9 protein-coding genes and 1 pseudogene are annotated in these 12,466 nt (G+C 63.1%); 4 read left to right on the forward strand and 6 right to left on the reverse strand.

Annotation, left to right across the window (positions count from 1 at the left end; translation table 11 throughout):
- Positions 1 to 8 precede the first annotated feature (8 nt).
- From J5I97_RS01985 to J5I97_RS02000, 3 genes and pseudogenes are all read right to left on the reverse strand, one after another.
- Positions 9 to 956: an IS701 family transposase gene (locus J5I97_RS01985; protein WP_430542134.1), complete on the reverse strand. Its 948-nt coding sequence runs from the start codon at positions 954 to 956 to the stop codon at positions 9 to 11.
- Positions 913 to 1,929, reverse strand: a complete 1,017-nt coding sequence (locus J5I97_RS01990) for an IS30 family transposase (RefSeq protein WP_208586408.1) — start codon at positions 1,927 to 1,929, stop codon at positions 913 to 915. Before J5I97_RS01990 ends, J5I97_RS01985 begins: the two co-directional genes overlap by 44 nt.
- Before the next feature lie 51 nt (positions 1,930 to 1,980).
- Positions 1,981 to 2,433: pseudogene (locus tag J5I97_RS02000) on the reverse strand (IS701 family transposase); the annotation flags it as partial.
- A gap of 388 nt (positions 2,434 to 2,821) precedes the next feature.
- Here J5I97_RS02000 and J5I97_RS02005 point away from each other — a divergent pair.
- The 4 genes from J5I97_RS02005 to J5I97_RS02020 all read left to right on the forward strand — a co-directional run bounded on the left by J5I97_RS02005 (position 2,822) and on the right by J5I97_RS02020 (position 8,474).
- On the forward strand, positions 2,822 to 3,544 hold the full coding sequence (locus tag J5I97_RS02005; RefSeq protein WP_208591515.1) for an ABC transporter ATP-binding protein: 723 nt from the start codon (positions 2,822 to 2,824) through the stop codon (positions 3,542 to 3,544).
- Positions 3,541 to 4,977, forward strand: coding sequence for an ABC transporter permease (locus J5I97_RS02010; protein ID WP_208588688.1), 1,437 nt, complete (start codon positions 3,541 to 3,543; stop codon positions 4,975 to 4,977). Before J5I97_RS02005 ends, J5I97_RS02010 begins: the two co-directional genes overlap by 4 nt.
- A complete protein-coding gene (locus tag J5I97_RS02015; protein WP_208588691.1) occupies positions 4,977 to 6,245 on the forward strand; it encodes a DUF3526 domain-containing protein in 1,269 nt (422 codons plus the stop codon). Before J5I97_RS02010 ends, J5I97_RS02015 begins: the two co-directional genes overlap by 1 nt.
- Positions 6,246 to 6,329: 84 nt before the next feature.
- Entirely contained in the window at positions 6,330 to 8,474 is a 2,145-nt protein-coding gene (locus J5I97_RS02020; protein ID WP_208588692.1) for a TonB-dependent siderophore receptor, read from the forward strand.
- A gap of 171 nt (positions 8,475 to 8,645) precedes the next feature.
- On the opposite strand, the gene J5I97_RS02025 is transcribed toward J5I97_RS02020, so the two are convergent.
- Genes J5I97_RS02025 through J5I97_RS02035 form a run of 3 tightly spaced genes read right to left on the reverse strand, consistent with a single transcriptional unit; the run spans position 8,646 to position 12,456 of the window.
- Entirely contained in the window at positions 8,646 to 9,317 is a 672-nt protein-coding gene (locus J5I97_RS02025; protein ID WP_208588693.1) for a DUF2894 domain-containing protein, read from the reverse strand.
- On the reverse strand, positions 9,314 to 9,988 hold the full coding sequence (locus tag J5I97_RS02030; protein WP_208588694.1) for an OmpA family protein: 675 nt from the start codon (positions 9,986 to 9,988) through the stop codon (positions 9,314 to 9,316). The genes J5I97_RS02025 and J5I97_RS02030 overlap by 4 nt, the downstream gene beginning before the upstream one ends.
- A complete protein-coding gene (locus J5I97_RS02035; RefSeq protein WP_208588695.1) occupies positions 9,985 to 12,456 on the reverse strand; it encodes a DUF802 domain-containing protein in 2,472 nt (823 codons plus the stop codon). The genes J5I97_RS02030 and J5I97_RS02035 overlap by 4 nt, the downstream gene beginning before the upstream one ends.
- Positions 12,457 to 12,466 lie beyond the last annotated feature (10 nt).

Below are 12,466 nucleotides of genomic sequence, written 5' to 3' on the forward strand. Positions count from 1 at the left end.
GCATCCCGTCAAGTAGTGCCGCTGCGATGTCCATGGCGATTGTCCAGCGCAGCGTCGCGATCGAGTCGCTCGCGTGGCGCTGGGCGCGCGATTGCCTTGCCGCGCGGTCGGTAATTCTCGGGTAAGGGAGATTCCGCGCATTCCGAGGGTTTTTTTTGATGCGCCCCGCGCAAGCGTTCAGCAACCAGGTACCCATAGGCAGCGATGCATAACCTCGCGTGATGATGGAAGCCCCGCCAGCCACGGCCTTCGTAGTGATCCAGGCCAAATTCCTGTTTCAGATCCTGATAATCGCGTTCAATCCACCAGCGCGCCTTGACCGTCCTTACCAGATCCTTGCGCGGCGTGTTTACCGGCAGGTTGGACAGAAAGTATCGGGTCGGCCTGTCTTGGCCTTTGGGCCATTCGATCAACAGCCATTCCTCCTGACGCAAGCGATCACCTTGTGCTGCACGTACGCGTACGGCGGCGAAACGTCCCGACAACGGTGCGTTGCTGCCTTCCCGCCACGCGACTGTCCTGAAGGCGCGGGAGGGTAACGACAGCGCCAGCGCTTGCACCGACTGTGGCTGATGGTCGGCTGTACGACGATGGCGAACCGGAGGTCGGCCTTGGCCTTTCCACGCCGCCGGCGATTCGGGCCTTTGTCCGGGCGGCCAGACTTTCACGCTCGACACGATTCCCACCGCATAGTTCAGTTCCAGGCAAGCCAGCGCGTCACGCCAGGCCGTATTGCTGCCATAGGCTGCATCGGCCAACACCGTGCCGCGCGCCACTCCCGTGGCATGGGCCGCTTTCATCTGCGCCAGTGCGATCTGCGGTTTGGTCGCGAACTCAATCTCGTGGGGAATTCCCGCTTTTCCCCGGCGTGCTGCATCGCTGGCACAGTCTTCAGGCAGATACAGGGTGGTCTCAAGATTCAAGTGCAACACGTGATTTGAAAGTTGCCAGTTCATGCTCCATCGCCTCGCTCGGCGTTTTCCATCCCAACGTCTCGCGTGGACGGGTGTTCATCAGTAATGCGATGTGATTGAGGTACTCCTGACTGACGGTGGACAGATCCGCACCCTTGGGCAAGAACTGGCGAAGTAGGCCATTGGTGTTTTCGTTGCTTCCGCGCTGCCAAGGCGCGTGTGGATCGGCAAACCACACATTGATGTTCAGTCCCTGCATCAGCTCGGCATAACACGTCAGTTCGGTCCCGCGATCATAGGTCAAGCTCGTTCGCATCGAAGCGGGAAGCCTTTTCATCTGGCGGGTAAACCCTTCCAGCGCATCGGCAGCCGTGCAGCCGTCCATTCGGCACAGCACCACAAAGCGCGTCTTGCGCTCCACCAACGTGCCAACGCAGGAACGATTGAACGCGCCCTTGATCAGATCGCCTTCCCAATGACCTGGAATCAGGCGCTGTCGCACGTCTTCGGGCCGGTGCACGATGCGTAGTTCCTCCGGCACCCAGGTGCGTTTGGCAGCGGTCGTACGCCGCAATCCCCGAGTAGGCTTGCCCTGGCGTAAAGCCTCCACCAGCTCCTTTTTCAGGCCACCGCGCGGGTGCGCATAGATCGTTGCGTAGATGGTTTCGTGGCTGACGCGCTGGGCAGAATCATCCGGATGCATGATCAAGAGCTTGGCAGCAATCTGCTGGGGCGACCAGCGCCACAGCACAAGATGATCACGCACCAGCTGGAACAAATCCGTCCCCGGGGTCAGCCTACGCCGCCGAACACTGCGCTGACGCCGCGCTTTGTAACGCCTGGCCGCATCTGCCGCACAGTAGCTCGTGGCGCCCTGCCTGACCAGCTCCCTGCTCAATGTCGATGGGCTTCTGCACAGAAGTCTGGAGATCGAGCGCAAGCTTTGACCACGCCGTGTTTCGATTTGCAGCACCGCGCGCTCTTCTGCACTCAGATGGAGATAGCTTTTTGACATGTGAACACCTTACTTGCTATGAGGGTGTTGCACTTGGAAGTTGAGTCTAAGCAGCCTGAAAGCGATCGGAATGCTCGCTGCCGGCGTCGCCAACGATACGCTCACGGCCACTTGGCAATTGTCCTGCTTGCCGATCTCGCCGCAGTACTATCAGGCCACACCGACCGAATGCCTGCCCTTTTTGCGAAAACCCGTGTCGTCCACGATCCAGTACACCTCGTCTTTCAAATCCAGCAGCGGCGAAACGTACTGACGAACCCGCTCCAACATGGCCGCATCGGACCACTCTGATTTGGCCACGAAGTGGTGCAAGGCTTGATGGCGAGCCCTGGTTCGAAGCGGATCCAGATGAGCAGCCAGGGGCTCAACACTCTTGCGCTCCAAAGGCAGCATCAACGCACTGCAATAGCCTCGCAGGCCCGCAGTGCGGTCAGCATGACCGAGCGCAGCGGAGAGTTCATCGAGATAAGCGGAGAAACGCGCTTTGTTGCTGACTGCGGCCATCACGATCCCGCCGTGGGAGAGACTGCTTGCAGGATAACCTATTTATGACACAGTAGGATTAGGGGGGCATATCGGAAGTCATGTGGGGCGCGAGGGATCTCGATGGGGGCAGCAGCAGCGGTTGCAAATGCCGGATGGCATTGTCTGCACCGTGAAGCCGGTGATGACAAAGCGCAGGTCCTGATCAGAGACGTGGCAGGAACCGCGGTTTTTCGAGCGATCATTTCGATGCGGGTGTCGCCGAAGAAGGCCTGGGGGAGTACGCGTGCCGCTCCCGCCGGCTTGCCGCAGTGCCAATTGCATCGGCCCACCCGAATCGAATCTCGTAAGAAATGTGATAACGTATCATTTTGTCATGCGTTACCCAGCCATGCTTGTCAGCTCCCCAGTGCCCCCTGCAATTTCAATCTCCGGCCTGCACGTGGCCTATCGTGGTCGCGCCGTGCTGCAGGGCCTGGATATGCAAGTCGCGCCAGGTACCGTTTACGCATTGCTGGGCGGCAATGGCGCTGGCAAATCATCCACGCTTTCCACGCTGTTGGGTTTCGTCAAACCCACCTCCGGCAGCTTGCTGGTGGACGGCATCGACCCGGTCGCCCATCCGGGCAAGGCGCGTGCGCGCCTGGCGTATTTGCCGGAAAACGTCGCGCTCTACGAACACCTGAGTGCGCTGGAAAATGCCGACTATCTGCTCTCACTTGCCGGCCAGCGCCGCAGCCAGGCAGAGATTGGCCAGGTGTTTGCAGCCGCAGGCTTGCAGCGCGAGGCTTGGAACCAGCGGTTGGCGGGGTTCTCCAAAGGCATGCGGCAGAAAGTGGCCATCGCGGTCGCCACGCTGCGCCAGGTGCCGGTGCTGTTGTTGGACGAGCCCACCTCCGGCCTGGACCCCCGCGCCATCGCCGATTTCAATCGATTGGTCAGCAGCGTGCGTGAGCGCGGCGGTGCGGTGCTGATGGTGACGCATGATCTGCTTGGCGCGGTGGATGTGGCCGACCGTATCGGCTTTCTCGAAAACGGCCGCATTGCCGATGACATCGGCGCTGGCGACAGCGGTTTCGACGTGCGCACCTTGCATGCACGCTTCGCACATCCGCAGAACCGGGCCGCATGAGTCCTGTGCTGTTGGTCGCGCGCGAAGAATTACGCTTTCTGGCGCGCAATCGTTCCGCTGCCATCGGTGTGGTTCTGTTGATGTCGATCACGCTGGTGGCGACGTTGACAGCGGCGCATCATCAGCGTGAGGTCGCCGAGTTCCGCGCGCGTCAGCAACAGGCCGCACAGCAGGCATTCCAAGCGCAACCGGATCGCCATCCGCATCGGGTGGTGCATTACGGCCATTTCATCTATCGCCCGTTACCGGCGCTTGCCGCGTTCGATTCCGGCGTGGATGCGTTCACCGGCAACAGCATGTTTTTGGAAGGGCATCGCCAGAACACCGCCAACTTCGGCGACGTGCGTCAGAGCTCGTTGCTGGTGCGCTTCGGCCAACTGACGCCTGCATTCGTGCTGCAGGTGCTGGCACCGCTGATGCTGGTGTTTTTGGGCTACGGCGTGGTGGCGCGCGAGCAGGAGACCGGCACGCTGCGCGCACTGTTGCTGCAGGGTGCGACACGTTGGCAATTGCTTGGCGGCAAATATCTCGCACTCGCTGTAGTGGCCGGCGCCTGTCTGTTGCCGGCACTGGTGGGCCTGGCGCCTATCGCAGTGTTGCCGGGCCAGACGTTGCCGGTTGCGCTGCTGGTGCTGGCCTACAGCGCTTATCTGTTGGTGTGGTGCGCGCTGGTGCTGGCGGTGTCCATGCTGTGCCGTCGCGGCCGCGATGCGCTGCTGGTGTCGCTGGCCCTTTGGGTATGGCTGGCATTGCTGGTGCCGCGCATGGCACCGGATGCGGCCAGTGCCGCCTATCGTTTGCCGACGCGGTTGGAAACCGATGTGGCGATCCAGCGCGATCTGCGCACGCTCGGCGACAGCCACACTCCGGACGACCCGCACTTTTCGCAGTTCAAGCAGCAGACGCTCGATCGTTACGGCGTGCAGCGCGTGGAAGACCTGCCGGTGAACTACAAAGGCCTGCTTGCGCTGGAAGGCGAGCGGCTCACCTCAAGCTTGTTCGAACGCTACGCGGCGCGCGATTCGCGCATTCAGAAGGAACAGAATCTGCTAGTACGCACTTTCGCTTTGCTGAGCCCGACAGTCGCATTACGCGAACTGTCGATGACGCTGGCAGAAACCGATCTGCATGCGCACGCGCGTTTTCTCGCCCAGGCTGAGCGCTATCGCTACACGCTGGTGCAGCAGCTCAACCAACTGCAAGCCGATGCAGTGAGCATGGCCGACGACACCGCGCAGGATGCCGGCGCCGACCAGCGCAAGCGCATTTCGTCCGAGCATTGGCACAAGATTCCGGTGTTCGCGTTCCAGCCGGCGTTCGCCGCTGAGGTGGTACATGCGGCAAGTGCTGCGCTTGGCCTGGTCGGAGCATGGTTGCTCGCTGCGCTGTGCATGGTGGTGGTGGCCGGGCGAGGTGTGGGAGTGGCGCGCTGATGGTGCTGTGGAAGTACGAACTGCTGTTGTTGCTGCGCGCACGCGCGGCGCTTGCCGGATTGCTGCTGCTTACCTTGTTGACGGTCTGCAGCCTGGTCTCCGGGCAGCATACGATCGATGCGCAACGCGACAACATCGCACGTATTGCAGCGCTGCAGCAGGAAGACGATGCTGCGGTGGCGGATTATGTGGCGCGCTCCAACGATGCCGGCAGCGCGGCTTACTACAGCTTCCACCCCACGTGGGACATGCCATCGCCGCTGGCGTTTGCAGTGGTGGGAATGCGCGATGTATCGCCGTACATCCTGCGTGTGCGGGCACTGGGCCTGGAAGCACAGATCTTTGATGGCGATAGCTACAACCCCGAGCTCGCCTTGGCCGGACGCTTCGATTATGCCTTCGTGCTGGTGTTCTTGTTGCCGCTGTTCGCGATCGCGTTGCTGTTCGATCTGCGCTCCGGCGAACGCGAAGCCGGGCGTGCACGCATGCTGGCTGCGTTGCCGGGTGCCGGCACCGCTTTATTGGTGCGGCGCGTGGCGGTGCGTGCGGCGGCGGTGCTGGTGTGCCTGAGTGTGCCGTTTGCGGTGGCTGCAACCCTCAACGCGGTGCCGCTGCTGCAGCAACTGGCCGTATTGGCATTGAGCTGCGTCCATCTGCTGTTCTGGGTGTTGCTGGCGGTGCTGGTCGGGCGCAGTCGCTGGCGGCCGGCCGCGCATGCCACTGCATTGGCGACCTGCTGGGTGGTGCTGGCCTTGGTGGCACCGGCGTTTGCACATGTAGTCATCAATCAGGCGGTGCCGGTCAATCAAGGCACCGAGATCGCGCGGCTGCAGCGCGAGGCGGTCAACCATGCCTGGGATATCCCGCGTGCGGAAACCATGCAGGCGTTCTATACGAAGAATCCGCAATGGGCCGATTCGGCGCCACTGACCAGCGCGTTCCATTACAAGTGGTATTTCGCTTTCCACGAAAACGGCGATCAACAGGTGGCGCCGCAGGTCGCAGCGTATCGCCAAGGATTGCAGCGACGCGAAGCGCTGGCGCAACGCGTCGCCAGCGTATTGCCGCCGGTTGCGTTGCAGGCAGCGTTGACGCGCCTGGCGGACACCGATCTGCAAGCGCAGTTGGCCTATCAAGATCGCATCCGCGTCTATCACCAGGCGTTGCGGGCGTTCTATTACGGCTATCTATTCCGCGACCTGCCATTTACGCGCGACGACTTCGGGCGCGCGCCACGATTCGATGCGACGGCTGATCCCGCGCCATAGCGGCAGCTGTGTTTTACTGATTGCCTCAGTCTTTTTTTATCCGCGACACGGCCACCGCGTCGTGCCCTTCAGGAGTTCTGCCCGATGTCCGTGTTAACGCCACGCCGCCGTATGGCGCGCACGCTGCCCTTGCTCAGTGTGCTGACCTGCGCCGGCATCGGTCCATTTGCCGACGCCGCCGAGCCGCAGGCGCGCGATCTGGATGCGGTGCAGGTGCGCAGCCAGTACACGCCGTATCGCGCATTGAGCGTCACCGGCGCCACCAAGACCGATGCACCGTTGCGCGATCTGCCGATCAGTGCGCGTGTGCTCGATCAGACCTTGCTGGAGGATGCAGGTGTCACCGATCTGGCCGGCGCGCTGGAGATGGCCAGCGGCATCACCAAGGCCAATAACCTGGGCGGCTTGTGGGACAGTTACTCGATACGCGGCTTCACCGGCGACCCGAATTTCAGTTCGGATTACATGGTCAACGGCTTCAACGCCAGCCGCGGGTACAACGGCTTGCGCGATGCGGCCAACACGCAGAGCATCGAGGTGATCAAAGGCCCGGCATCGGCGTTGTACGGGCGCGGCGAACCGGGCGGGGCGGTCAATATCGTGACCAAGAAGCCGTTGTTCCAGCCTCAGCACAGCGTGGATCTGTCGGCTGGTCGCTTCGACAGTTATCGCGCGGCGGTGGACAGCACCGGCCCGCTGGGCGAGAACGTGGCCTATCGCTTGAACGTGATGCACAAGGATCAGCACAGCTTCCGTGACACCGTAGACAGCGACAACACACTGTTGGCGCCGTCATTGCTATGGATGCCGACGCCCGATACCACGGTGTCGTATGAGCTGGAATTGGTGCGCATCCACGCGCCGTTCGATCGTGGCGTGACTGCCATCGATGGCGATGCCAATCGTCTGCCGGCATCGCGTTTTCTGGGCGAACCGCGCGATGGCGATATCGATCTGCATTCCACCGGCCACCAGGTATTTGTGGTGCATGGTTTGAATCAGACCTGGTCGCTGCAGGGTGGGGCAACCTATCGCGACAGCGGCATGCGGGGATTTTCGACCGAACCGTGGACGCTGCAGGCCGACGACCGCACGCTGCGACGCGAGCACCGCTACCGCAATTACCAGGGCCGCGATATCGCTGCGCGTGCCGAATTGCTTGGCACCTTGCAGGCGGGCAGCGTCACCCACAACGTGTTGTTCGGCATCGACGGCAATCGCTTCGACGACAGCCGTTTTCAGCAGCGCGCCCGCTCGGCGGCCGCGCCGTACAGCATCGATGTGCTCGCACCGCAGTACGGCATTGCCCAGCCCGGGCGGCTGGCGACGATCACCGATACCGATGAGCGCCAGCAGGCGTGGGGCGTGTATGCGCAGGATCAGATCGGTCTGGGGACGCGCTGGAAAGCCTTGCTCGGTCTGCGCTACGACCATTACCAGCAGGATCTGAACGACCAATTGCGCGGCACCACGCAGCGCGCTTGCGATGGCGTGGTCAGCCCACGTGCGGGGCTGGTCTTTCATGTCGACGATGCGTTGTCGGTGTATGCGAGCGCGGCGGCGGGTTTTCGTCCCAACAGCGGTGTGGGCGCGGATGGGCAGAGCTTCGCACCCGAGAAAAGCCGCTCGCTGGAGACCGGGTTGAAATACGTACGACCCGGCGATGGTCTGGAAGCGACCTTGGCCGCGTTCCGTATCGATAAGAAGAATGTGCTGAGCCTGGATCCGGCCGACACCAGTTTCTCGTTGCCGGTGGGCGAAATGCGCAGTCAGGGCATGGAGCTGGATCTGCTCGGTCGCTTGACCCCGCGCTTGGCCGCATCGGTGGGCCTGGCCTTTACCGATTCGCAAGTGATAAGCAGCAACGCCGCTGCCGCCAGCACCGGTTTGGCCGAGGGCAGACGTTTTCCGAATGTGCCGCGCTTCAGCGGCAACGCCTTTGTCAACTACGAGCAGCCGCTGATCGGCAAGCGCAGTGCCGCTGTCGGTGTGGGTGTGTCGCATGCTGGCGAACGGCTGGGGTCGGTGGATAGCAATACCGATTTCGTGCTGCCGGCCTATACCGTCTGGCGGCTGGCTGGCCATTACGATCTGAGCGAGCGCCTGCGCCTGTATGCCAGGGTCGAGAACCTTACCGACCGCCGCTACGCCGCGTTCTCTTACAGCGAGCAATGGGTGTATCCCGGCGCGCCGCTCAGTTGGACGGTGGGTGTGCGGTTGCGGTTTTGATCGGCGATTGCATGTCATCGAGACCGACCCTCCACAGCTGAGTAAGTGGCGTGATGGATGTGGCGAACGCTGATCTGAGAGTGCGAACCAGGCCCGGCAATCGCCGTGGGCGCGTGTCGCTACAGGCAGGGGCCGCATCCGTGCAGACGCAGCATGGTTCGATTGGTCGATCTAGCCGCGACGCGTGGACGAACGCTTGCTGCGCTTTTTGCCGGGCGCGACCGGTACGAGGTCATCGTTTGCCAAAGCGCGAGCGGTGTGCATCTGTTCCAGCCACGACAGCGCATCGACATAGCCGAGAAAGTGCTGCAGATAACCGGGCGAGCGCTCGCGCATCAGGCTGATGCAGCGGTGCACCAGCACGCTGGAATTGAGCGGGCCGGCATCCTTGGGGGCATCCTGCAGCGATTGGCGCACCTGGCTTGCGGTACGCACGGTGGTCCAGATGCGGCGGAAATCGTCCAGTGCCGGCAACTCGGGGAACAGCGTTGCATCGGATCGGGAGGTTTTTCTGCTGTCCACTTCCATCCGTGCCGCATGGCCTGCCATCTGGTCGGTCAGTGCGCCGAGTGCGCTGCGTTGACCGCCCGCGCCAGGTTGGAATGGACTCGGCGCATCTGCACCGGTCAAGTAACGGGGTGGCGTTTTCTTGAGCGTCGCCGCATACGCATCGATCAAACGCGCCAGTTTTTCTTCCAGCACCGCGCGTACCGCATCGGCCTGCGTCTGCGCACGCGTCGCCAACGTCTGCATCAAATGGAAACGCACCGGGTCGAGCTGGTCGGCACCCTGGCTGCGCCAGCGTTCCAGCCGCGCGCGTGCGGATGTGGCTTGCGTGCTCATCGCGTCGTTGCGGCCGGGTCTGGTTGTGCGGGAGAGGACGCGCGCGAGGAGGACAAACGCGCGATCGGCGCGATCTCCACGCGCCGGTTTCTTGCGCGACTGGTTTGGTCGGCATTGGAATCCACCGGCTGTTGCGAGCCGAAGGCCGCAGCGAACACCGACGCTGCCGGCACGCCTTCGGCAATCAAGGCACGCGTCACGGTGAGCGCGCGCTGCGCGGAGAGTTCCCAGTTGTCGGTGTAGCGCCGGTTGCCGCCCAGCACCGGGCGGTCGTCGGTGAAGCCGCTGACCATCAGGATCTCTTCGCGCGAGCGCAGGTACTGCGCTAACGGAGCAGCGAGCGTCTTCAATACCTCACGGCCTTCCGGTTGCAATTGATCGGAATTGAAGGCGAACAGCACATTGCCGCGAATGCCGATGCGGCCATCGACCAGCGTCACGCGGCCGGTGGCCAATGGTGCGGCCAGCGCTTGCTCCAGCGTCTTGCGGCGCTGCGTTTCGGCCTGACGTTGCTTGACCTCTTGGTTCAGGCGGCTGGAAAGTTGCAGTTGCACGTCGATCATGCCGACCAGGATCAGCACGAACGCGCCTAGCAGCACCGACATCAGGTCGCCGAAGGCAGCCCAGATCGGTGCGCCCGATTCGCCGTCGATATCGATCTCGTCGTTCATGCCGTCTGTCCTTGGCCGGTATCGCTGCGGCCACGATCGAGCTGGCGCAGTTCTTCGATGATCTGCTTTTGCGAGAGCATGCTGAGGTCGACCACTTCGCGCGCCTGCGCGACGTAGTAGGCCAGCTGGTCGTCGCTGCGGGCGAGCGAGGCATCCAATGCAGCGGCCACGTGCTGCAGGCGCTCGTTGAGCTCACCGGTGGCGCCGCTGAACACCTGCACCGCCATGCCGAAGGCGTCGCCCAGGCTGGCCACTTCCACTGCGCTGCCGCTGACATGCGCGGCGACTGCGCCAAGCTTGCCGGTCTCGTTGCCGATCTGTTCGGTGAGCTGGCTGCCCACGCGTTGCAGCAGATCCGCCAACGTGGTGACCAGCGCATCCACCGCTTCGCGTTGTTCGGTGGAGGCGTGATTGACCGCGTTGAGCAAGGTATCCAGCGTGGCCAGCAAGCGGCTGCGTTCTTCCAGCATGGCGGTGTCGCGCACCATGCTTTCGGACAGGTTCTGGCGCAGCTCGGCGACCACATCGGCGGCGGCCTTGGGCGCTTCGGAGGCGATCTGCATCAGGCGCGCCACTTCGGTAATGGCGGCGCTGGCCTGTGCGTGCGCTTGCGTGGACAGCTCGCTGGCAGTGATGGCCAGGGTGTTGCAGATCGCCTGCTGTTGCTGGGTGACGCGTTCGCCGGTCTGCTCCCACTGCGCGGTCAAGGCAGCGCTCATCGCAGTGAAGCGCTCGCTCCACAATGTCAGGCGCTGGGTGTCGCGCGCTTCCAATGCAGCCTGCAAGTCGGCGTGCGATTGCTGCAAGGTGCCTACCAAGGCTGCGGCGTGCGTATCGAAGCTGGCGGTTGCCGCAGCGAGCGCGCTGTGGTGCTGGCTCGCCAATGCGGCGCTGGCCTGTTGCTGCTGCGCCAGCGCCTCACTCCATGCGCTGGCGGTGTCGTTGCCGGACCGATCCATGCGCTTGGACACCGCATCGACCAACGCGGCCGAACGTGCGTCGAAGGTGCTGGCGAACTGGGTGAGCGTGCTCTGCAACTCCTGCGTGAGTGCGTGATTGGCGCGTTGTTGCTCGGCCACGGCCCCAGCCCAGGCGGCTGCCGCAGCAGCCGTGCTGGCTTGGAAACCGGTGCTCAGGCCATCGAGCTGTTGCTGCACGGCCTGGTGCAGACCATCCTGCACTGCGGTGGTCTGCTGGGCCAGTTGCTCCAGCGTTGCATGCAACTGCGTGCTGAGCGATTGGGTTGTGCGTTGCTGCTCGGCAAGCACCGCTGCCCAGTTGTCGGCGGTGGCGGCATTGCTGCGTGCAAAGCCATCACTGAGCGCGTTCAACTGCTGCTGCACGGCCGTGCTCACGCCATCCTGCAATGCAGTGGTTTGCTGGGCGATCTGTTCCAGTGTGGTCTGTAGCTGCGCATTGTGCGTTTGCTGCGCGCGTTCCTGTGCGGCAAGCGCGGTGCTCCAGTGCTCGGCTGCGTTGCCGGCGCTGTGTCGAAAGCCGCTGGTAATGCCATCGAGCTGTTGCTGCACGGCTTGGGTCACACGCTCATGCAAGGCCGCTGTGTCGCGCGCGATGCTGGCCATTGTGGCCTCCATCGCTGGCTGCAATGCCGCACCTACGGCGCGTGCGCTTTCTGCAACGCCGGTCTGCAGCGATTGCTCCATCGAGGTGGCAAGGCGTGCATACGCCGCCTCGCTGTTGGCGTAAAACTCGGCTTGCTGTGCGGCAAGGCGTGCGTCGGCCGCAATGCTCTGCTGCTCGATGTTGCTCATCAGCGCTTGCAGACGATCGATCAACGCCGGCATCAGCGCGCTCTGCTGCTGTTGCAGCTTGAAGGCCTCGCTACGCTGGTGCGCATCCGAATGCGGATGCAGTTCGGACGCGATCTTCAGATCCAGCCGTTGCATCGTATGCAGGCGCTCGCGCCGGCACAGTGCCGATAACAGCCCCAGCATGGCCGATGTCGCAACACCGGCGATCGAGGTGCCAAACGCGAAGGCCAGGCCTTCCACTGGCGCCGCCAGCGAGCCACGAATGGCCTGCAGGTCGGTGGCGCTTTGCAGCGCAACGCCGGTGCCCTTGAGCGTGGCCATCATGCCGAGCAAGGTGCCGAGCATGCCGAGCAATACCAGCAACCCGACCAGATATGGCGTCAGCACCGGTGCCGGCAACGCGACGCGCTCGCCCTTGATGCGCAGGCGCACCGCATTGCGCAAGCTCGGATGCAGGCGTTCCAGCCATTGGCTCAACGCCGATGGCGCGGTGGTCAGCGCAGTGACCGCATCTTCCAACGTCGCACTGGCCTGGCGATAGCGGTGCAGCTCCAATGCACCGGCCACATAACAGGCGCCAATCACCGCTGCGACGCAGGCGCCCAGCGGATTGGAGCCGAGATAACCCATGCCGACCCAGCAAACCGCCAACAGGCCGACGAGAAACACGCACGCGTGTACAAGAGTTCTGAACATGACGTCCCAG

Origin of the sequence: Xanthomonas fragariae (assembly GCF_017603965.1) — a bacterium.
In the GTDB taxonomy this organism is placed as follows: Bacteria; Pseudomonadota; Gammaproteobacteria; order Xanthomonadales; family Xanthomonadaceae; genus Xanthomonas; species Xanthomonas fragariae_A.